The organism is Salinivirga sp. (assembly GCF_055145285.1).
In genome coordinates this window covers 17,695-38,851 of sequence record NZ_JBSRDC010000074.1, presented here as the reverse complement: position 1 = coordinate 38,851, position 21,157 = coordinate 17,695, and the positions used below count along the sequence as shown (strand labels likewise).

Sequence of the window (21,157 nt, the reverse complement as noted above, 5' to 3'; positions counted from 1 at the left end):
CAGCCATAATTTTAAACACCGCCCATATGTTAGAAAAACAAAAGTAGTCCCCCAATTGTAAAAAACAAAATCATAATGCACTCAATGGAAGTTATTTATGCGTTTGTGTTTTCAAGTTGGGTTAATAATTAATTAATATTTCATAGGTGAGAAGTATTATTTTTTAAAATATTGGGTGGTAGATGAGGTTAAAGCATTTTTAGAAGATGGAAGCATTGTGTGGATTTGTGATTTTTTTGCCTTTCAAAAAAAAATACACTTTAATGAAATTGTTGGTTCTGCTTAATTCGAATATTTTACACTTAATTATTGATTTTTTTTTGATTTTCGAACAAAATTGAAATAGAACGATAAGCACAATGCTGTAAAATAAACGAATAAGGTGATCTTATCAACCGTTGCAGGATTCATATACAAGCCTGTAAGCCTGTTGTAGAGATAAAGAATGTATGAATTAGGCAAATTTGTTTCGCCAACTTTTTCAAGTACAAGGAAGTGCCAGTCAGTAAGTGGACAATATCCCATGCCGTAAAAAAGCCCCAGAAGAGACCACGAAGCACCTGTGAGTAAAAGTAATATGAGGTTTAACCGTCTGGTTTTACTCCAAAGCCACCCAAAAACATTAAATAGAATTAAACCGGTGTGCAATATCACAAAGAAAATATCTGCTGTATGCCAAAACCAAGTAGCCATAGGTAAGGGGCTTAATAATTCAAAGATATTTAATTCTCTGGATTATGTGTCTCGGTTTTTAATTCTTCTGCACGCAATCATTAAAGATATCCCATCAGATTGTAATACAGGTAACCGATCCATTCATGGAGCAGGATGTTCCATTTCTCCAGGGCAATGATGGAGGGTACGAAGATGGAGTGAAAGTCGGTTTTAATAACAGGGGCATAGAAGTCTACCGGATGGGCCGTAAATTGTACTCCCTGGTTACGGAAACATGCAGCCGCACGTGGCATGTGGTATGCTGAAGTTATTAATAGTATTTGTGATTTATTATTTTGTTTAAGTGCAGGCAGATTTGCTAAAAATAGTGCGTGTTCATGCGTATTTCTTGCTTTAGTTTCCGCAATAATGCAACTGTCAGGCACGCCCATTTCATTCAGAAATTTTGATAGAAGTGCAGCTTCAGCCGGTTGTTCATAATAAATGGAGGCATTACCACCGGTGACAATGATTTTATCTACTTTGTTTTGTTTATAAAGTCTTGCCGTTTCCATAATCCGGTCGCTGCTTTGTGCAAAATTATATTGTCCGTGTTTTGAATCCCATGAAACCATTCCGCTCAGTACAATGGCATAATCGTACTGTTTGTCTGAGTGTTTTATTTGAAACTGTTCTGTGGGTTTTTCCCAATAATGAAATACAGTATTTACAAGTAAAGGATTTGTGGTTACAAGGCTGATGGTTAGGGTTATAATGAACCACGTTTTGGTTGCGCCAGAGCGTAAAATCCATAAAATGAATGTGATGATCATGCTTAAAATGATCCATACAAGGGGGGAGGTCACAAAACCGATGAGTTTGGTGATGAAGAAGCTCATTTAATTGGTGATATAGACAATTTTTTTGGTTTCAAAGTATGGCAGGTCGAAATAATCTGCAATATCGAACACATCCACATGTGCAAAATCCAGTTCTTTTAGCTCTTCCTCAAAATCACCACCTTTTAAATAAATAATGCCATTTGGAAGGGCATTCATTTGTTCCTTTTTCAGCTTTTTCATGGTCAGCTTTGTGAATTTTGGCAGTGGCATTACAGCACGCGAAACAATAAAGTCGAACCGGTCTTTTACCTTCTCTGCTCTGGCTTGTATGGCTTTTACATTTTTTAGATTGAGGGCTTCGGCAACAGCTTTGGTAACTTTAACTTTTTTACCGATAGAATCTACCAGCGTGAAATTACAATCGGGTTGCATAATGGCAAGTGGTATTCCGGGGAATCCTCCACCTGTGCCCACATCCAAAATTTTCGATCCGGGGTTGAACTGCAGAAATTTGTATATAGCGAGTGAGTGGAGTACATGGTGTGTGTAGAGGTGTTCAATATCTTTGCGGGAAATAACGTTTATTTTGGCATTCCATTCGGCATATAACTCGTAAAGTTGCTCAAATTGAGCTTTTTGAGTATCGTTAAGTTTAGGGAAAAATTGCAGGATTTCATCCATTAATCAGAGGTTTTTATGTTTGTTTTTTAAGATATTGAACAAGAGCTCTCTTGCCCTGAAAAGTTGTGCTTTGACTGTTCCAAGCGGAATTCCCAGCTCCTGGGATATTTCTTCGTACGAGTATTCTTTGAAGTAGCGTAGTTCAACAAGTTTTTTATACCGGGGCTTCAGCTCCTTGACTACTTTGCGCAAAGCTGTAGCCTTTTCTTCGGTCATCATGAGCTCATCCGGTTTGGGACTGCTCGATTCAAGTTGCACATGGGCTGAGTACTCATCTTCACTGCCTGTTTGCGATACATCTTCAGAGTTTGCCTGAAAGGCGTATTCTCTTCCTTTATTTTTTCGCAGAAAGTCGATACAGTTATTACTCGCAATTTTGAATAGCCAGGTACTGAAAGCGTAGCTTGGACTATAGCGGTCAATATTTTTGAAGGCTTTGCCAAACGCTTCAATGGTGAGGTCTTCAGCATCTACTGCATTGTTGACCATTTTTAACAATAAATAGTAAATGGAATCGCGATAGCGTTTCATGAGTTCAGCAAAGGCAAGTTCGTCCCCTTTTTGTGCTCTGTGTACAAGCAACAAATCCTCTTTTGCTTTGGGCGAAAACTCGTTATTAATATTCATCGTGACCGCTTTCTATTGATAAAACTCCTTGTTAAAATTACTAATGGCAAAATACTAACAAAAAATTCGAAAAAAGGTATTAAAAGTAAAAAACCTTTCTCCCTGAATTTGTTCATAATAATTTTCCAAATTACAAATTGCAAAATTACAAAAAGACCGGCAGCTCCGTATATATATGGTTCAAAACCTGCTGTAAAAATATTAATTAAAACCAAAAGAGGGAGCATAAGCATTCTTGATAAACCATCAAATAGGAGATAAAGTTTTTGAAAAAAACGATATTTTGAGCCGGTAGTCAAATGACGTTTCTTTTGCCGATAAAATAATTTAAAATTTTTCTCAGCAATGGAACGTGTAAAATGATTCGGGTTTAAGTTAACAATAGTGTTTGATTTACGAGCCATCTGATTAATTAGCAGGTCATCATCGCCTGATTGCAGGTGGTAATGTTTTGAAAACCCTCCGGCTTCCTCATAAATGGACTTGTGGTAAGCCAGGTTTCGTCCCACACCCATGTAAGGAGCTCCTAATCTGGCCAGGCTCATATAATTTCGTGCTATCAGCATGGTGTCGAAACGGATGAGGCGGTTGTTTAAACCCCTTTCCTGCTCGTAACCACCATAACCAAGTACAATTTTTTTCTGCTGCAATTTATCCGCCATTCCTGCCAGCCATTGGTCGGTTTCGGGCCAGCAGTCTGCATCAGTTAGCAGTAGGTTGTCGTATTTACTGGCCTTAATACCAATAGTAAGGGCAAGTTTTTTACCATGTTCAAATTTTGGATCCCTGGGTATTTCCGTATATCTGAAGTTTTCATAGCGGCTGGCCAGATCCCTGACTACCCGGGGCGTATTGTCTGTGGATGCGTCATTTACCACAACCACTTCGTAGTTCTCGTAATCCTGTTCGCAAATGAGCGGAATAAAACGTTTCAGATTTTCAGCTTCGTTGCGGGCACAAATAACTATTGAAACAGGCACCGATGCTTTGGGTTTTTTAATGAAACCTCTTCTGCCGGGTAGGGCAAATAATAGAATGAGATCGTTTAAAAGTTTGGCCAGAAGTATTGTAGCGGCTACCACTAAAAAAAACAACGGAAGATTATATTGGTCTATGTGGAAAATTTGTTCCAAAATTTATATTGCAATTTACCGCAATTTTAAGAACAATAGCTTTAGAAAACAATAATTTTTGCGGGCAATAATTAAAATATCTCGTTTTACGGCTTTTTATCATTTACAACCATATTGAGCATTAGCGTTTTCATTGTCTGTGCTTTTACGAGCAAAATTTACTCATTCCGACTAAATCTTGTCGCTGCATCTTGAATTTTGGTGATGCTATAACTTGAAAATTCTTTTCTATCCTTGTTTATTTGCTTATTTTTGCTGTTTCTATTGTAAATGCCCATGCTAAGCTTTAATTTATTATCGACAGATGTAAGCGGGAAAGCCCGCGCCGGTGTAATACGCACTGACCGAGGAGAAATCGAAACCCCAATTTTTATGCCTGTTGGTACAGTTGGTACAGTGAAAGGCGTGCTTGGACCTGTGCTGACGGATGATATTAAGGCCCAGATAATTTTGGGCAATACCTATCACCTGTTTTTGCGCCCCGGCGGTGAAATCATTAATCAGGCGGGAGGCTTGCATCGGTTTATGAACTGGCATCGTCCCATATTGACTGATAGCGGAGGCTTTCAGGTTTTTTCCCTTGCCGACAACCGTAAACTGAGCGAAGAAGGCGTTACTTTTCGCTCCCATATTGACGGAGGAAAACATTTCTTTTCTCCGGAGAATGTGGTAGATACCCAGCGCTTAATAGGCTCCGACATTATGATGGCGCTGGACGAATGCCCTCCCGGCGATGCTGATTATCAGTATGCTCACAAATCGTTACAGCTAACTCAAAACTGGCTCAAGCGCGGGCATGCACACTATAAAGCTACAGAATCGCTTTATGGGAAACATCAGGCCTGGTTTCCGATAGTGCAGGGAGCCGGTTACCCCGATTTGCGCCGCAGTGCAGCACAGTTTGCCACAGACCTTGGTGCTGAAGGCAATGCAATAGGCGGACTCTCCGTAGGTGAACCAACCGAGGTTATGTACGAAATGATAGAAGTGACCAACGAAGTGTTGCCTGCCGACAAACCCCGCTATTTGATGGGTGTTGGTACACCCGCAAATATTCTGGAAGCCATTGACCGTGGTGTGGATATGTTCGATTGTGTAATGCCCACCCGCAACGGTCGTAACGGAATGCTCTTTACATCGGAGGGTATTATCAACATTAAAAACAAGAAGTGGGAGAATGATTTTTCACCGGTAGATGCACAGGGCACATCATGGGTAGACCAATACTATTCAAAAGCTTATCTGAGGCATCTTTTTATTTCAAGAGAATTACTCGGTCCGCAAATTGCAAGCATACACAACCTTGCATTTTATCTTTGGTTGGTAAGAACTGCCCGTGAAGAAATTATAGCCGGCAACTTTGCCAGTTGGAAGCGTGAGATTGTAGAAAAAGTAGCACAACGAATCTAAACAATGATAACAAGGCTCGATCGATATATCATTAAAAAATTCCTGGGCACATTTTTTTATGCCATAGGGCTTATTATTCTTATTGTGATAGTTTTCGATCTGTCAGAAAAAATTGATAATTTTATAGAAAGTAATGCCCCCTGGAATGAGATCGTGTTCAGTTACTATTTGAACTTCATTCCTTACTTTGTGAATATGTTCAGTGCGCTGTTCACTTTTATTGCGGTAATTTTTTTCACTTCAAAAATGGCCAGTCACAGTGAAGTTATCGCCATACTTTCCAGTGGTGTGAGTTATGCGCGTTTTGCCCGGCCATATCTGATAAGTGCCCTTATTCTGGCCATTTTCTCTTTTGTGTTGCTCAACTGGATTATTCCCCCCGCCAATCAGAAAAGACTTGAGTTCGAAGAGAAATATGTCGATTCGCGCTTTGTCAATAAAAATCGCAACATACACCGACAAATTGCTCCAGGATTAATTATTTATTTTTCATCGTATAACACACGCCATGATATTGGCCATAAGTTCTCCATAGAACGCTATGAAAATGGTGACCTGAAAGAGAAGCTTATGAGTGATTATATTAAATGGGATACGACCAAAAATAAATGGAATATTGTGAACTATCGCGTCCGCAAAATCGATTCAATGGGCGAAACAATTGAACGGGGAACAAGCCTCGATACTACATTGAATATGACCCCCGATGATTTCAGGCAACGCACCAAAATAGTGCAGGCCATGAATATTCATGAACTCAATGATTTTATTGCTAAGCAAAAGATGCGCGGGTCAGGAGATATAGTTTCTTACGAGATAGAAAGGCACAAACGGTTTGCATTTCCTTTTTCTACTTTTATACTGGCTATAATTGGCATGGCACTGGCATCGCGCAAAACCAGGGGCGGGATTGGACTCAATATTGGGTTAGGTATTGCACTTACTTTTACTTACATAATGTTCCAGCAAATAACAACAGTATTTGCGATAAATGCAACCATGAACCCTGGATTAGCTGTATGGTTACCCAACATCATATATTCTCTGATTGCCCTGTTGCTGTTTAAACGGGCCGCCCGGTAAAAACGCTATCCTGGGTGTATGTTTTTATTGCACAAGCAACAAACGATGTGAAAATTTCTGTCTCCTGTTGATTGTGGTTTTTAATTCTTCACCCTGAAACCCGGAGCACCCATAAGCTTTCAGTTTTATTACAATTTAAAATAATTTTTTTTTAATCTTTGCTATATTTGAAAAGTAAATTACGCCAGATGGCTTCTGTAGGTTAGAAGGTAAATATTTTACGACTGCAAAATTGTAAATTTTAAATAATCGATCATGAAAAACACAACAACATTTTTACTGCTATTGACCATGGTTTTTAATATGGGCATCACGAGTGCTCAAAACATGGACCTGAATAAGGTACCTAAACTGGAATATCTGAAAGCGGCAAAAAAGATGGCTTCTGAATTTTTCCAGCGTTTAGAAGATAAACAACATGAAGCAAACGCCGATTTTATCATAGAGCATTTGGGCAGAGCCTGGGATGAATCCAAGAAAATTTCGGAACGCAACGATTATTTGAACAAATTTCAATTAATCAGCATAAAACCGCCACAGGGTGTGTATGGCGATCTGGATGGATATGACCTGATAGAGCAGGGTCTTTTGAGGGGCAGCGATCGATATTTCAGGCATACTTATATGGGGTATTTTGAAGGCAATTATTTAATATTTGAATTCCGGTTTTATGTAAACAGTGCCGAAAAGGTGACCCTGGATTATATCGGATGGAGCGAAAAAAATCCTTTTGAGTATATGAGTACCTCCGATATGCTGCTTCCAAAGTACGATTAATAGAACCAGATACAAACTTGTTTTATGGAAGAATCAAAAAAACTTTATTCGCAAAATGCTATAACAGTAGCTACCTTTTTTGGCGGGCCTGTGGCAGCCGGGTATTTGATAAAAAAGAATTATGAGCAGCTCGGAAATCGGGAAAATGCACAAAAACCCTTTTTTATCGGGATTATTGCAACACTGCTCATTTTCGCCGGCATCTTTGCATTACCGGAGGCCGTTGTCGATAAAATACCCAATACAGTAATACCTGCTGTGTACACAATAATAATTTATTTTATTGTAGAGCAATTACAGGGTGAGACTTTAAAGTTTCATAAAATTGATGGTGGACAGTTTTATTCGGGTTGGAGAGCTGCCGGTGTTGGTGCCATCTTTATGGGCATTTTGATTGTTGGTATTGCAGGTGCTGCCTTTTTTGCAGGCGATTTAGCTACACAACAGGCCGATTACGATGTGGCGCAATACCAGCAAGGCATGAACAGGTTTACAGCACATGAAAGCGAGGCGCTTGAAGTCTATAATAAGTTGGAAACGGCATCTGCGGACTATTTGATCAGAGAATTCAGAACCGGCGTTGAACTCTGGAAAGAAAACAAAAAGATTGTAGCAGAACTCAATACCATTGATAAACTGCCGGAGGAGCTGTTGGTGCAGAATAAACTACTGATGGAATACTGCGATTTGCGTATGCGCCACAATAAAGTTATCATTAAAACCCTTGTGGCAGATACAGACGCATACACGGCTGAGCTGGAACTACTCAGCATAGAAATAAACCGGATTATTGAAAAAATAACCGGCCCAAATTAATAGGTATGGAGCGAATTTTAGTTACCGGAGCCACCGGCAATGTGGGGTTTGAAGTAATACGTTTTTTAAACCGTTTGCAAGCCCCTGTACGCATTGTGGCAGGGGTAAGAGATGTGGAAAAAGCACGGCAGGTATTCAAAAATTTTGCGGAACTGGAATTTGTGCATCTGGATTTTGAACAGCCAGATACTTTTCCCCAGGCCCTGGCGCACATTGACCGCGTGTTTTTGTTGCGGCCGCCCCATATTTCAAATATCGAAAAATATTTTAGGCCTTTTTTTGCAGCCATGCAACAACAGCATGTAACCGAGGTGGTGTTCCTTTCTGTGCAAGGCGCTGAGAAAAGCAAAGTGATACCACACCACAAAATTGAACAAAGCATAAAAACGTTTGGATTCGATTACATTTTTTTGCGTCCCGGCTATTTTATGCAGAATTTAACCACCACGCTGCTTCACGACATTAAGCAAAAGCAACAAATTGTATTACCGGCCGGGAAAGCCAAATTTAACTGGATTGATGTGGAAAACATCAGCGAGGCTTCAGCCATGCTGCTGCATAAGTTTGCCAGATATAAAAACAAGGCCTATGAAATTACGGGTTATGAAAATGAAAATTTCTACACCGTAAGCCGCATAATTGCCGAAACAGCCAATGTTCCGGTAACGTATAAAAACGTGAACCCATTGCGTTTTTACCGCATGAAACGACGCGAAGGTATGAAAAGGGGCAAGGTACTCGTAATGATTATGCTGCATTTTTTACCACGATTTCAGTCCGCACCACATATATCGGATTTTTACGAACAGCTCACCCATAAAAAACCTACTACTTTAAAGGAATTTGCAGCGCGCGAAAAATCAAGGTTCATGAGTTGAAAAAGGTTGTTTAGGTGGCCTTACAAGGGTTTTTGTTGCAAAAAAAATAGGAATCCCCAACAACCATTGTTAAATTTGAAAAAGAGCAATAATCGTTTTTGTAAACGTTTACAAAAATAGAAATAACCGCACATAAAACATGCAGATACACACCATACGGTAGATGGATATATGGAAGCGTTATTCAACTTATTGAAGTTAGCCGCATAGTTGTGGGCAGTATGTCCACCATAGACACGACAAACAGATAAATCAAAATAACTATGAGTCGGGATTTCAAGGACGTAGTGTCCCAAACCTGAACTATTCATAAATTATATTTGTTAGGAGTATAGTTCAGAGGCTGCCCCCGTTTTTTTATCGGGGGCGGAGACTGGAGTAATTCATGCATTATTCGGATTAAAAATCAAAAAATTATGGATACACCTAAAATCGGATGGATTGGTTTGGGAGCCATGGGAGCTCTAATGACTCAAAATCTTATTAAAGCCGGCTACGAGGTTTCAGTATATAATAGAACTAAGGCGAAAGAACAGGAACTCCTCAAGCAGGGAGCCAGGTCGGCCGAAACGCCTTCTGAATTAATAGAATCTACGGATCTGGTTTTTATCATGGTTTCAGATGATGATGCAGTCCGGGAAGTATTTAAAGCAAAACAAGGTCTTCTGGATGCCACGGCTACCGGGAAAATCATTGTTAATATGAGTACGGTGTCGCCCGAAGTCAGCCTGGAAATGAGCAAGCTTTGTGAGAAAGGTGGACAAAAGTACATGGATGCGCCCGTTTCCGGCAGTGTCAAACAGGCCTCAGAGGCATCACTGGTGATTATGGCCGGCGCCCCTGCAAAATTGTTTGATGAGGTAAAGCCTGTTCTTGAAAAACTGGGCAAGGCTGTTTTTAATGTGGGCGAAAGCGGAGCCGGAAATAAAGCCAAACTTGCCGTGAATTTGTTTCTGGCCATTACAACACAGGGACTGGCAGAGATGGTTGCATTTGCCGGCAAAATGGGTATAAAGAAAGAAGATATCCTGGAAATTATTGGCACCGGAGGACTGGGCAGTCCTTATGTGAAGGCAAAAAGCAAATCCATTCTTAACAACGAATTTCCTTCGGCTTTCGCGCTTAAACATATGGCCAAAGACCTTAAACTTGCCCGTGATCAGCAAATGGATTCAAAACTTGGACAGGTTGCTCTCGAAACCTTTGATAAAGCCACTCCGGGTTTGGGAGAAGAAGATGTAATGGCCATTATTAAACAGCTTTCGAAATAAATTTTCCTTTGCTATTTCAGTTGAGGAGATGGAATAATTCAAATCAAAAAATATATTGACATGAAAAAATTTATCTTATTATTGCCGGTGTTGCTCATACTTTTTGCCGGTTGTGCAGGCAAAAAAGACAAAAAAGCTGCCACTGACGAAGGACTAAAGGAAAGCAAAGAATACCAGTCTAAGCTTTTCATTGATTTGCCCAAAGGCTACAATACCCCCGATGGACTTGCTATGGCACCAAACGGAGATCTGATACTTTCCGTGCCTAACTTCAACAATCAGCATCTTCTGGAAAAGGGTATGATTGACAAACCCTCTTCTCCCTTTATGGCCCGCATCGATGAAAATAATAGCATAGAGCATTGGTATGATTTTAAAGAAGCGGATTTTCACCCCGAAACAGGAAAGATGGGTCCAATGGATGCGGCCTTCGGACCGGATGGAAACCTTTATGTGGCCGACATGCAGGTCTTCCATAGCAGAGATCATAAGTCGCGGCTGGTACGCATAAATGTTGAGGATGGCAAGGCTGTGGACATGGATGTGGTGGTTACCGGCTTTATTGCCTCAAACGGCGTATTCTGGGAAGACAGCACCCTCTTTGTAACGGAATCGGTAATGGCCTCAACTGAAGATAGCCTGGCCAGCGGAGTATATGCTTTTACGCTGGAAGAGCTGTCGGGCGATAAACCTGTGGAGTTATCACCTTATCAGGGTGAAAAGTTTGATAATCACCTGGTGGTTTCTTTTTCCTCAGACAATACTATGGGCTTTGGTGCTGACGGCGTTACTTTTGATGATGATGGTTTCCTTTACACCACCGTTATTGAAAAGGGAGTCATCTATAAATCGACTATGGATGACAATAATAAGGCTGTAAAAACTGAGCTTTTTGCAGAAAACCCAAACCTGAAAGCTCCGGACGGACTTATCTTTGATAAAGAGCGAGAATTGTTTTTCGTAGCTGATTTCCTCAATAACGCTGTCCATTCTATTGATAAAGAAGGAACAGTTAACACACTTCAAAAAAATGGTGATGTAACAGGGGCCAACGGCGGACTGGATCAGCCGGCTGAGGTAATTTTGCGGGGTAATCAACTGATTATTGTAAATATGGATATGGCCTGGGCCTCTGAAGGTTTGTCTGTGAATACAAAGGTGGACGGAGCGTATAATTTAGCTGTTATAGAATTGGAGTAAAGAATCATTTGAAATCAACTCGCGCCGATTTACCTTCAGTGAGCTTGCTGCTTAACAGCAGGCCCGGTTGCAATCGGCGCGATAACCATTCGGCATTGTTTTATCCTTTCATTACCTTTCATAAATTATTTAAGCAGTTGCCTAAATTTGAATTTGTTACAAATATGTATTACTTTGCTTAAGCAAGGGGTGAAACACTATTTACCGTGCATTTAACAGAAAAGCAAGAAGGGACAAACCATGGAAATAAAATTTCATTCAACAGTAATCATGACGGAAGAATTTGAACAGATGAAATCATTCTATCAAAACATTCTTCAACAGAAAATTGAATTTGATTTTGGTAACTGTATCGGTTTCAAAAACGGACTGTCATTGTGGAAACTGAAAGAAGAGTACCCAGTCGCAAAGTATCTTGGACGGACCTTTGATAAATCAGGTAACAAAAATCTGGAAATTTGTTTTGAGACCGATGATTTTGAATTAGTTGTTGAAAATATAGAAAAACACAAATTGAAATACTTGCATAAAGAGACCGAAGAATTATGGGGACAACAAACAATTCGTTTTTATGACCCAGATAACAATTTAGTTGAAATTGGAGAAACGATTTCTTGTTTTGTAAAACGTTTTCGCAATCAAGGGATGAGTGCAGAGGAAGTATCGAAAAAAACATCTGTTCCAGTACAAATGGTAAATGAGATATGTCAGGAGAATTGAGATACATGGGACTAATTGCTGCTTGTGGAATGAACTGTGGACTGTGCATTGCATATTTACGGGAAAAGAATCCTTGTGGAGGATGCTTTAAAAAAGATGATGCGAACAAACCCAATACTTGTAGAAGTTGTGCCATAGTAAATTGTGAATTATTGACAAAAACAGAATCGGGATTTTGTTACGATTGCGATAAATTTCCCTGTTCAAGATTAAAACATCTTGATAAACGTTATCGGACAAAATACAGAATGAGCATGATAGATAATCTCAATTTCATTAGAGAGAATGGATTAGATAGATTCCTCAAAAATGAGCAAAAACGATGGACTTGTGATGTCTGTGGCTCAGGGATATCGGTACATCGAGATTTTTGTTTGAACTGTAAAACAGCATTAAGAAAATAGCCGCCTGCTAATTATCAAGTCTTTCGAACCCCCCTAATTATAAATCGGCACAATCCCTTAGGGTAAACCCGGAGCATAATCGCTATCCACTACATATTATTCCTCCCGGTTAGAACATTTAGCGACGATATGCGTAACTTACAACTAGGAAATTTATTGCGCATATGATATAAGCTCAAAAACGTTATACGAATAATATTAACCTTTTTCAAGCAAATAAACTGATATTTGCCTATATTAACGACAAATTATGAGTGATAACCTACAAATAGAAAGACATAAGGAGTTTTTAAATCTATTGATTTCAGGCAACCGTTTACAATGCTCTGAATATGCGCAGCAATATATGGATGAAAATTACTCAATAAATGAACTGTATGAGAATATCATCAAAAAAGCACTTTACGACATCGGCGAACTATGGGAAAACAATAAAATTAGTGTAGCTACGGAACATTTAGCCTCTGCAATAGTCGAGGCCCTTTTAAATGAACTATATTCAAAAATAATTCTAAAAGAAAAGAGCAACAAAACGGTTGTTATTGCATGTGTCGAAAATGAATTTCACCAGGTTGGAGGAAAAATGATTAGCGATATTTTTGAGATGAATGGCTGGAACGCCCATTTTCTTGGCGCCAATACGCCAACAAAAGACCTGATTGCTTTTGTCGCAAGCATTAAGCCAGATATACTTGCCATCTCTCTAAGTATTTACTTTCATTTACCCATTCTTGAGGGCATGATACAAAAGATAAGAAAGGAATTGCCAAATCTCCCTATTTTAGTTGGCGGACAAGCATTTCGTCATGGCGGCCTGGACGTTATATCAAAGTATGAAAATGTAACCTATCAACCCGACCTACACAGTACAGATGCGTATATAAAAAAACTAAATTAATATGGATAAAAAAACACTTTTAGATTCTGCCCGGCAATTAAAGCAGGTCAATCCCGAAGCTGCAAACGAGTACATTCAAAAAGCAGAACAATTGACAACAACGATGAACGCCGCAATGATTAACAGACCGGACTTACAAAGTCTTGTGGGTGATAATAATATCGAAATGATGAAAGACAACCACGCCAATCATGTGCGGTTTATCGGCTCGATATTAAAAAACCACAATCCCGATGTTTTGGTCGAAACCATTTTGTGGGTATTCAGAGCATACCGCAGCCACGGATTTACAACCAATTACTGGGCTGCACAATTAAATACCTGGATTACGGTAATTAAAGACGTTTTGACACCGGAGTGCTTTGCCCAGGTTTATCCCTATTATGAATGGATGCAGGTAAACATCCCGTTATTTGTAAAAGTATCTGACGAAGAACTTGAAGCCCCCAATTCTTTACACTAAATTATGCAAAAGAAAGATATATCATTTATAATATCTGCCTGGACAGACGAAATTAATTCTGCTATAATAAAAAATGAGTCATTTTGTATAGCCTTGTTTTCTACTGACAAAAAGTTGATTTTTGCAAACAATTCCATGTCTGCTCTTTTCAATGATGAGCCGGCCGATAGCTTTATTAACCCGACATTTGATAAACTGTTGTTGAAAAACGCATCAGAAACACTGATTTTTGAAGGTTTTATGACCCTTGGCGATTATTATTCTGTCAATACTTCAATTTGGGCGCAGGTTTACAGGAAAGAAAATCAGTTACTGATTGTGGGGGGTGTAAATGCAGCGCAACTTACTGAACAAAATGTAACAATGCATCAACTAAATCGTGAAGTAAATAATCTTCAGAGGGAGCTGTTAAAAGAAAAGCACAAGCTTGAAACCACTTTACAACAACTAAACCAGACGAATAAAGAATTACAGGAAGTCAATACCACCAAAGACCAGTTTATTTCCATTTTAGGGCACGACCTTAAAAACCCGTTTACCACATTGTTGGGTTTTTCAGATTTGCTCGTCAAAAAATTTGACCAATACGATAGAGAAACATTGAAAGCGCATATTGAAACAATATACAAAACATCGAAACAAACATATAATCTGTTAAATAACCTATTGGAATGGTCAAGAATTAAGGGGGATAAAACAACACTCAATTCGCAAACAACAAGTATTTACCCCCTGATTTACGAAACATATATGCTTTTGAACGAATCGGCAGTAGCCAAACAAATAACCATAGAACTTGATGTGGCTGAAGATATTGAAGCCAATGTAGACAGCGAAATGATAAAAACCGTAATTCGCAACCTGTTGAGCAATGCCATAAAATTTACACCCGAAGGCGGCACAATCAATGTTTCGGCAAGTAAAAGCCAAAATTTCGTTCAAATTGAAATATCCGATACCGGAACCGGCATGAAGCAGAAAACACTCGATTCCTTGTTTAAAGTAGGCAAAATCGAATCTCGTCCCGGAACAAACGGCGAGCATGGAACCGGTTTTGGCTTGTTGCTTTGCAAAGAATTTATCGAAAAACACAATGGCGAAATTTGGGTAGAAAGTGAAGTAGGCAAGGGCAGTAATTTTAAGTTTACGTTGCCGGTGGATGGTGAGAATAGGATTGATAAAACATTCAACTAAAGAAGAAAAATGAACTATACATTATCACAAATAATTGATGTAGATGAATTAAAATCTTTATGTGAAAGTTTTTCCGGAATAACCGGTACAGTTACGGCAATTCTTGATTTAGACGGAAATGTTCTAATTGCAACAGGTTGGCAGCCAATCTGTACACAATTTCACCGTATGAACCCGAAAACAAGAAAAAGATGTAATGAGAGCGATACTATTCTTGCCGGTAAATTAAAAAAAGGTGAAAAATACAATGTCTATCAATGTAAAAACGGACTAATTGACGTGGCAATTCCTATTATGATTGAAAACGAACATGTAGGCAATTTTTTTACGGGGCAAGTTTTTTCTAAGAAACCCGATATAGAATATTTCAGGCAGCAAGCCAAACAATTTGGTTTTGATGAAAAAAAATATCTAAGCGCGCTTGAAAGCGTTCCTGTATTTAGCGAAGCGCAAATCAAAAAAAATGCAGAGTTTTTAGTTAAACTGACCGAAACAATAGGTAAGACAGGTTTAAAAAACCTGAAAAGTTTAGAACAAACGACCCAACTGAATACTGCCAAAGAGAAAGCCGAAGCAAGCGAAAGAAAATTAAAATCAATTTCAGATAATATGCTCGATCTGGTTGCGGTAACCGACTTGCAAGGTAATTATAAATATGCAGGTGCATCTCATAAGATATTAGGTTATGATACCGATTGGTTGATTGAGAAAAACGTAATGGATTTTGTTCATCCTGATGATCTACCCAGCGTGCAATCAGATTTTATATCTTTCATTGAAAATAGAACAGATAAAGCGAAATCAACCTATAGAAATTTATGTGCTGATGGTTCGTATTTGTGGTTTGAAACATTTGGCACTTTTATTTTTGACGAAAATGCGAAACCAATTGAAATTCTTTTTAATACAAGGGATATAACCGAACGTAAACAAGCAGAAGAAGCACTTAAACAAAGCGAAGAAAAGCTCAGCTTAATTGTTAACGAAAGCCCTTTCCCCATTGCTGTTGCAGATATTAATAATGAAAAAATTCAATATTGGAGCCAAAATGCAGTAAAAATGTTTGGGCATTCACCGGCAACAGTATCCGAATGGTACGAGCTTGCTTACCCCGATCCGGAATACAGAAAACAGGCTATTGAACGCTGGAAACCCTTTCTAAAAACTGCCCGGGAGTCTGATACTGCAATAAATACAGGCGAATACCATATTACCTGCAAAGAGGGCTCAATCAAAATTTGTGAAATATTTGTTCAATATATACCAGATAACATTGTAGTTACATTTAATGACGTAACGGAACGCAAAAAAGCTGAGCAAGCTCTGAAACAAAGCGAAGCAAACCTGCATTTTCTCAATACCATGGTAAATGAAGCATTTAACCTGAAAGACCTAAACAGCATTTACCATTACATATCTTCAAAGCTCAGCGAAATTTTGCCCGATACGATAATATTGTTTCAGACTATTGATAACGAAAATGAAAAAGCAATTTTTGAGAATTTTTACGGAATAAACAATCAACTTTTTAAAAAACTATTAAACGTGATGCCATTTAATCCGGTTGGAAAAGAATTCAAACTTATGCCTGATTATAGAGAGTTCTACAAAACCGGAAAGCTGGTTGAGTTTAAAAAAGGATTAACAGATTTTTCGAAAGGTCAGTTTCCTTCATTGGCAGCTAATACTATCGAAAAAATATTAGGAATACATAAAATATATTCCATCGGAATTTTAAGAGGCAAAAACTTGCTGGCAAATTTTCACCTCTTTACGTATAATAAAACAAAAATAACCAATGCTGAATTCATAGAAGCATTTGTGAAACAGGCAGGTTTAATTTTACAAATAAAGCAGGCAGAATTAAAACTCGAAGAAGCCAATGCCACCAAAGACCAGTTTGTTTCCATCTTGGGACACGATCTCAGAAGTCCTTTTAACTCATTAATAGGTCTAACTAATTTGCTTATAGAAAATATTGAGGAATACGACATAGAAAAAATTAAGCTATTTGTAAAAACAATACGTAAGACATCCAGACAAACGTTTAATCTTCTAGAAAACCTACTGGAGTGGTCAAGAAGTCAGCGAAATAAAATTCCGTTTAATCCGCAAACAACCAATTTATATTCCCTGGTTTACGAATCATATAAGCTCCTACACGAATCGGCAAAAGCCAAACAAATAAACATAGAACTAGATGTGGTTGAGGATATTGAAGCCAATGTAGATATCGAAATGATAAAAACCGTAATTCGCAACCTGTTGAGCAATGCCATAAAATTTACCCCCGAAGACGGTACAATCAATATTTCGGCAAGCCAAAATCAAAATTTCGTTCAAATTGAAATATCCGATACCGGTATCGGCATGGACAGCGAAACGCTCAATTCGTTGTTTAAAGTAGGCAAAACCATTTCAATGCCCGGAACAGAAGACGAGCAAGGTACCGGATTTGGCTTATTGTTATGCAAAGAATTTATCGACAAACACGGAGAAGAAATTTGGGCAGAAAGTGAAATCGGGAAAGGCAGCGATTTTAAATTTACAGTGCCGCGGAAGTTGGAAACAACTGATTAAAAAGATATTGCCCAATAGTCGCAGCGTGAGGTTGTCTGCAAAATGGAATAAAAGGAAGAATGCTATTACAAACCATTCAATTACGCGTACCGCGACTTACCGGTACAGTAAATCAGCGATGCGCACCGTGCACAGGCAGGCGATGGTTTAGTTCAAAGGGAAGCCATCGCTGTGGGTTTGGCCTTTTATACAGCTCAATCAGCGACGTTCATTACGATTCGCCAGCCAGCAGACCATAATGACGTTTTTAAACATTTTTAGACCGGACTCAATAAATATAAAAAAGCGCAATGATTGAATAATACCGGGAGATTATCTATTTTATATAGTTAAGATTATAAAGATCAGCGATATGCATAAAAATAGCCCTACAAACGAAGAATTATCAAAAAAAGTAGCAGAACTCGAAGCCCAATTAGCCAAAACACAATGGCTTCACGACAAGGAAAATATCGGGAGTAAAGAACCATATACCCCTTATTACGGCGACGTAACCGAGTTGAATACCGATAGAACCATTCTGGATTTAGTAGGCAAAGAAACCCTGAAAAATCTTACTTCCGAACTGATGGATTTGCTGGATACTTCGGTGGCTATATACGAAAAAAACGGCGATTATGCCTACGGCGAATTTGATTCGGCCTGGTGCCGGCTATTGGATGCTTCATCGAGAAAACTGTGCCAGACCAACGATAATAAAATTGCTTTGAACTGTGGCAAGTGGCTTTGCCACGATGATTGCTGGAACAATTCGGCAAAAGTAGCAATTATTGCAAAAAAAAGTACCGATATTGACTGTCCGGGCGGAATCAGGCTTTTTGCAGAACCCATTTTTGTAGGCAGTGAAGTAATTGGAGCCATAAATACTGGTTATGGAAATCCGCCAACAGACAATGAAAGCCTGAAAGAAATAGCTGAAAAATATAGAATTGATTTTAATACACTCAAACAAAAAGCTAAAGCATACAATCCCCGTCCCGATTTTATTATTGAAATTGCCAAAAAACGGCTAAAGTCAATTGCACAGCTTATTGGCGAAATTGTTTCACGCAAACAAACCGGGCAAGCACTTTTAGAAAGCCAGAAAAAGCTCAGTTTAATTGTTAACGAAAGCCCGTTCCCCATGACTATTGCTGATTTAAGGCATGAAAAAGTACAATATTGGAGTCAAAATGCAGTAAAAATGTTTGGACATTCACCTGCAACAGTATCCGAATGGTACGAGCTTGCATACCCCGACCCGGAATACAGAAAGCAGGTTATTGAACGCTGGAAACCCTATCTAAAAACTGCCCGGAAATCAGATACCGCAATTAATACAGGCGAATACCACATTACCTGTAAAGACGGGTCCATAAAAATTTGTGAAATATATGCTCAATACATACCGAATCACATTGTTGTTACATTTAATGACATTACCGAACCCAAAATAGCAGAAGAAGCCTTGCGCAAGAGCCAAAACAAACTAAGAACCCTCTTCGCCTCAATGTCAGAAATGGTGGTAATGCACGAGTTGGTGTTTGACAGGGATGGTAAACCAGTCAATTACCGTATCACTGACTGTAACGAAGCCTTTACAAAAATCACGGGTATATCACGAAATGCCGCCGTAGGTAGGTTGTCCACCGAAGTATACGGTACTGAGGAGCCTCCTTATCTCAGCAAATACTCGGAGGTAGCACTTACCGGTGAACCGTACCATTATGAGACCTATTTTCAGCCCATGGATAAACACTTCTCTATTTCAGTGATAAGCCCGGAAAAGAAACACTTTGCCACAGTAACCACTGACGTCACCGAACATAAACAATCCGAACGCTTACTTAAGAATAAGAATGAAAAAATAGCTGCACAGAACCAAGAACTTAATCAAGCAAATCTGGAACTCTTTGCAGCCAAAGAAACAACCGAAAAAAGCGAAGAAAATTTACGATTTTTGTTTGAAAATATGGTACAGGGCGTTGTGTATCATAAACCATCAGGTGAAATTATTCGAGCAAACGAAGCAGCAGCAAGAATTCTCGGGCTTAGTTTAGACCAACTTTACGGGAAAACTTCACTCGACCCGCGTTGGAAATCAATACACGAAGACGGAACAGCGTATCCGGGCGAAACACATCCGGCAAGGATCACAATAAAAACTAAAAAACCTGTAAGGAACTCAATTATGGGCGTTTTTATTCCTGAAAAAAATGTTTATTCGTGGATTAATATTAATTCTATTCCACAATTCAACGATAAAAACGAATTAGCTCAAGTTGTTGTTACATTCGCAGATATTACCGAGATAAGAAATGCCAAAGAAAAAGCAGAAGAAAGCGAAGAACGTTTGAAACAAGCACAGCACAACGCTCAATTGGGCAATTGGAAATTAGATATTATAAATGATAAACTGTATTGGTCAGACGAAATTTACCGGATATTCGATTGTCAGCCGCAAGAATTTAAAGCCACTTATGAAGGTTTTCTTGAGTTTATCCACCCCGACGACCGCGAAATGGTTAATGAGGCTTATACCCATTCACTGCAAACCCAAAAGCCTTACGATATTACGCACCGCTTGTTGATGAAAAGCGGCAAAATAAAGTACGTGCAGGAAAAATGCAAAACCACTTTTGATAAAAGCGGAAAACCTCTGGTTTCAGAAGGTATTGTATTAAATATTACAAAACTAAAAGAGCAAGAAAACAAACTACATCAATATTCCAAAAAACTCGAAGAAGCCAATGCCACCAAAGACCAGTTTATTTCCATTTTAGGGCATGACCTTAGAAGCCCTTTTACGACATTATTGGGGTTTTCAGATATACTGATCAAAAAATTTGACCAATACGACAGAGAAAAAATCAAAGAACATATAGAAACAATATATAAAACATCGAGACAAACATATAATCTGTTAAATAACCTGCTTGAGTGGTCAAGTATTCAGCGAGATAAAATTCCGTTTAATCCGGAAACTACGAATTTATATTTCCTGGTTTACGAAACATTTATGCTACTGAACGATTCGGCAGACGCCAAACAAATAACCATAGAAATAGACATGGCTGAAGAAATTAACGCCGTAGCAGATAGCGAAATGATTAAAACCGTAATTCGTAACCTATTGAGCAATGCCATTAAATTTACACCCGAAAGGGGAAAGATCAATGTTTCGGCAAGTAAAAGCCAGAATTTTGTTCAAGTTGAAATATCCGATACCGGAACCGGTATGAAGCAGGAAACACTCGATTCCTTGTTTAAAGTAGGCAAAATAAAATCTAAACCCGGAACAAACGACGAGCATGGTACCGGATTTGGCTTATTGCTGTGCAAAGAATTTATCAACAAACACGGAGGAGAAATTTGGGCAGAAAGTGAAGTCGGCAAGGGAAGTGATTTTAAATTTACATTGCCGCGAAAGTTGGAAGCAACCGATTAAAATGAGATATCATCAATATCATCGCGATTTTTCGGAATGCTAAATCAGCGATGCGAAACGTGCGCAGGCAGGCGACGGTTTCGCTCAAAGCGAAGCCGT

At 38.9% G+C, this 21,157-nt stretch carries 19 protein-coding genes; 14 read left to right on the top strand and 5 right to left on the bottom strand.

Features of this window, described 5'->3' with window-relative positions; translation table 11 throughout:
• Nucleotides 1-306: 306 nt before the first annotated feature.
• From ACTB0Y_RS15905 to ACTB0Y_RS15885, 5 genes are all read right to left on the bottom strand, one after another.
• Nucleotides 307-693 carry a DUF2784 family protein gene (locus ACTB0Y_RS15905; RefSeq protein WP_463207822.1) on the bottom strand — a complete coding sequence of 129 codons (387 nt, stop codon included), beginning with the start codon at nt 691-693 and terminating at the stop codon, nt 307-309.
• 80 nt (nt 694-773) lie between these two features.
• The gene (locus ACTB0Y_RS15900) at nt 774-1,487 is read right to left on the bottom strand and encodes a YdcF family protein (RefSeq protein WP_463207821.1); all 714 of its coding nucleotides are present in this window, start codon (nt 1,485-1,487) and stop codon (nt 774-776) included.
• A 66-nt stretch (nt 1,488-1,553) separates the two neighbouring features.
• Complete coding sequence (gene rsmG, locus ACTB0Y_RS15895; RefSeq protein WP_463207820.1) at nt 1,554-2,177, bottom strand: 16S rRNA (guanine(527)-N(7))-methyltransferase RsmG; 624 nt, start codon at nt 2,175-2,177, stop codon at nt 1,554-1,556.
• A gap of 3 nt (nt 2,178-2,180) precedes the next feature.
• The gene (locus tag ACTB0Y_RS15890; RefSeq protein WP_463207819.1) at nt 2,181-2,804 is read right to left on the bottom strand and encodes an RNA polymerase sigma factor; all 624 of its coding nucleotides are present in this window, start codon (nt 2,802-2,804) and stop codon (nt 2,181-2,183) included.
• Nucleotides 2,801-3,937, bottom strand: a complete 1,137-nt coding sequence (locus ACTB0Y_RS15885; RefSeq protein ID WP_463207818.1) for a glycosyltransferase — start codon at nt 3,935-3,937, stop codon at nt 2,801-2,803. The genes ACTB0Y_RS15890 and ACTB0Y_RS15885 overlap by 4 nt, the downstream gene beginning before the upstream one ends.
• A gap of 276 nt (nt 3,938-4,213) precedes the next feature.
• Here ACTB0Y_RS15885 and tgt point away from each other — a divergent pair, with 276 nt between their 5' ends.
• The 14 genes from tgt (at nt 4,214) to ACTB0Y_RS15815 (ending at nt 21,058) form a co-directional block, all read left to right on the top strand.
• Nucleotides 4,214-5,347 carry a tRNA guanosine(34) transglycosylase Tgt gene (gene tgt / locus ACTB0Y_RS15880; RefSeq protein WP_463207817.1) on the top strand — a complete coding sequence of 378 codons (1,134 nt, stop codon included), beginning with the start codon at nt 4,214-4,216 and terminating at the stop codon, nt 5,345-5,347.
• A 3-nt stretch (nt 5,348-5,350) separates the two neighbouring features.
• The gene (locus ACTB0Y_RS15875) at nt 5,351-6,430 is read left to right on the top strand and encodes an LptF/LptG family permease (RefSeq protein WP_463207816.1); all 1,080 of its coding nucleotides are present in this window, start codon (nt 5,351-5,353) and stop codon (nt 6,428-6,430) included.
• A 255-nt stretch (nt 6,431-6,685) separates the two neighbouring features.
• Entirely contained in the window at nt 6,686-7,207 is a 522-nt protein-coding gene (locus tag ACTB0Y_RS15870) for a hypothetical protein (RefSeq protein ID WP_463207815.1), read from the top strand.
• Nucleotides 7,208-7,231: 24 nt separating this feature from the next.
• Entirely contained in the window at nt 7,232-8,023 is a 792-nt protein-coding gene (locus tag ACTB0Y_RS15865) for a hypothetical protein (RefSeq protein WP_463207814.1), read from the top strand.
• Between the two features lie 5 nt (nt 8,024-8,028).
• Nucleotides 8,029-8,901 carry an NmrA family NAD(P)-binding protein gene (locus ACTB0Y_RS15860; protein ID WP_463207813.1) on the top strand — a complete coding sequence of 291 codons (873 nt, stop codon included), beginning with the start codon at nt 8,029-8,031 and terminating at the stop codon, nt 8,899-8,901.
• Nucleotides 8,902-9,317: 416 nt separating this feature from the next.
• On the top strand, nt 9,318-10,172 hold the full coding sequence (locus ACTB0Y_RS15855) for an NAD(P)-dependent oxidoreductase (protein ID WP_463207812.1): 855 nt from the start codon (nt 9,318-9,320) through the stop codon (nt 10,170-10,172).
• A 60-nt stretch (nt 10,173-10,232) separates the two neighbouring features.
• Nucleotides 10,233-11,372 (top strand): SMP-30/gluconolactonase/LRE family protein, encoded by a 1,140-nt coding sequence (locus ACTB0Y_RS15850; protein WP_463207811.1) that lies wholly within the window; start codon nt 10,233-10,235, stop codon nt 11,370-11,372.
• A gap of 240 nt (nt 11,373-11,612) precedes the next feature.
• Complete coding sequence (locus ACTB0Y_RS15845) at nt 11,613-12,092, top strand: VOC family protein (protein ID WP_463207810.1); 480 nt, start codon at nt 11,613-11,615, stop codon at nt 12,090-12,092.
• Nucleotides 12,077-12,496 (top strand): DUF3795 domain-containing protein, encoded by a 420-nt coding sequence (locus ACTB0Y_RS15840; protein ID WP_463207809.1) that lies wholly within the window; start codon nt 12,077-12,079, stop codon nt 12,494-12,496. The genes ACTB0Y_RS15845 and ACTB0Y_RS15840 overlap by 16 nt, the downstream gene beginning before the upstream one ends.
• Before the next feature lie 250 nt (nt 12,497-12,746).
• Entirely contained in the window at nt 12,747-13,394 is a 648-nt protein-coding gene (locus ACTB0Y_RS15835) for a cobalamin B12-binding domain-containing protein (protein WP_463207808.1), read from the top strand.
• A 1-nt stretch (nt 13,395) separates the two neighbouring features.
• A complete protein-coding gene (locus tag ACTB0Y_RS15830; protein WP_463207807.1) occupies nt 13,396-13,857 on the top strand; it encodes a hypothetical protein in 462 nt (153 codons plus the stop codon).
• 3 nt (nt 13,858-13,860) lie between these two features.
• A complete protein-coding gene (locus ACTB0Y_RS15825; protein WP_463207806.1) occupies nt 13,861-15,051 on the top strand; it encodes a sensor histidine kinase in 1,191 nt (396 codons plus the stop codon).
• A 9-nt stretch (nt 15,052-15,060) separates the two neighbouring features.
• Nucleotides 15,061-17,631 carry a PocR ligand-binding domain-containing protein gene (locus ACTB0Y_RS15820; RefSeq protein ID WP_463207805.1) on the top strand — a complete coding sequence of 857 codons (2,571 nt, stop codon included), beginning with the start codon at nt 15,061-15,063 and terminating at the stop codon, nt 17,629-17,631.
• A gap of 352 nt (nt 17,632-17,983) precedes the next feature.
• Nucleotides 17,984-21,058, top strand: coding sequence for a PAS domain S-box protein (locus ACTB0Y_RS15815; protein WP_463207804.1), 3,075 nt, complete (start codon nt 17,984-17,986; stop codon nt 21,056-21,058).
• Nucleotides 21,059-21,157: the final 99 nt, after the last annotated feature.

What these genes read in the sequence shown, in the direction of transcription:
- ACTB0Y_RS15860 (WP_463207813.1), top strand. Translation starts at nt 8,029, where the DNA reads ATGGAGCGAATTTTAGTTACCGGAGCCACCGGCAATGTGGGGTTTGAA.
- ACTB0Y_RS15855 (WP_463207812.1), top strand. Translation starts at nt 9,318, where the DNA reads ATGGATACACCTAAAATCGGATGGATTGGTTTGGGAGCCATGGGAGCT.
- ACTB0Y_RS15830 (WP_463207807.1), top strand. Translation starts at nt 13,396, where the DNA reads ATGGATAAAAAAACACTTTTAGATTCTGCCCGGCAATTAAAGCAGGTC.
- ACTB0Y_RS15820 (WP_463207805.1), top strand. Translation starts at nt 15,061, where the DNA reads ATGAACTATACATTATCACAAATAATTGATGTAGATGAATTAAAATCT.
- ACTB0Y_RS15905 (WP_463207822.1), bottom strand. Translation starts at nt 693, where the DNA reads ATGGCTACTTGGTTTTGGCATACAGCAGATATTTTCTTTGTGATATTG.
- ACTB0Y_RS15815 (WP_463207804.1), top strand. Translation starts at nt 17,984, where the DNA reads ATGCATAAAAATAGCCCTACAAACGAAGAATTATCAAAAAAAGTAGCA.
- ACTB0Y_RS15870 (WP_463207815.1), top strand. Translation starts at nt 6,686, where the DNA reads ATGAAAAACACAACAACATTTTTACTGCTATTGACCATGGTTTTTAAT.
- ACTB0Y_RS15835 (WP_463207808.1), top strand. Translation starts at nt 12,747, where the DNA reads ATGAGTGATAACCTACAAATAGAAAGACATAAGGAGTTTTTAAATCTA.
- ACTB0Y_RS15900 (WP_463207821.1), bottom strand. Translation starts at nt 1,487, where the DNA reads ATGATCATCACATTCATTTTATGGATTTTACGCTCTGGCGCAACCAAA.
- ACTB0Y_RS15825 (WP_463207806.1), top strand. Translation starts at nt 13,861, where the DNA reads ATGCAAAAGAAAGATATATCATTTATAATATCTGCCTGGACAGACGAA.
- ACTB0Y_RS15865 (WP_463207814.1), top strand. Translation starts at nt 7,232, where the DNA reads ATGGAAGAATCAAAAAAACTTTATTCGCAAAATGCTATAACAGTAGCT.
- ACTB0Y_RS15840 (WP_463207809.1), top strand. Translation starts at nt 12,077, where the DNA reads ATGTCAGGAGAATTGAGATACATGGGACTAATTGCTGCTTGTGGAATG.
- rsmG (WP_463207820.1), bottom strand. Translation starts at nt 2,177, where the DNA reads ATGGATGAAATCCTGCAATTTTTCCCTAAACTTAACGATACTCAAAAA.
- ACTB0Y_RS15850 (WP_463207811.1), top strand. Translation starts at nt 10,233, where the DNA reads ATGAAAAAATTTATCTTATTATTGCCGGTGTTGCTCATACTTTTTGCC.
- ACTB0Y_RS15875 (WP_463207816.1), top strand. Translation starts at nt 5,351, where the DNA reads ATGATAACAAGGCTCGATCGATATATCATTAAAAAATTCCTGGGCACA.
- ACTB0Y_RS15845 (WP_463207810.1), top strand. Translation starts at nt 11,613, where the DNA reads ATGGAAATAAAATTTCATTCAACAGTAATCATGACGGAAGAATTTGAA.
- ACTB0Y_RS15890 (WP_463207819.1), bottom strand. Translation starts at nt 2,804, where the DNA reads ATGAATATTAATAACGAGTTTTCGCCCAAAGCAAAAGAGGATTTGTTG.
- tgt (WP_463207817.1), top strand. Translation starts at nt 4,214, where the DNA reads ATGCTAAGCTTTAATTTATTATCGACAGATGTAAGCGGGAAAGCCCGC.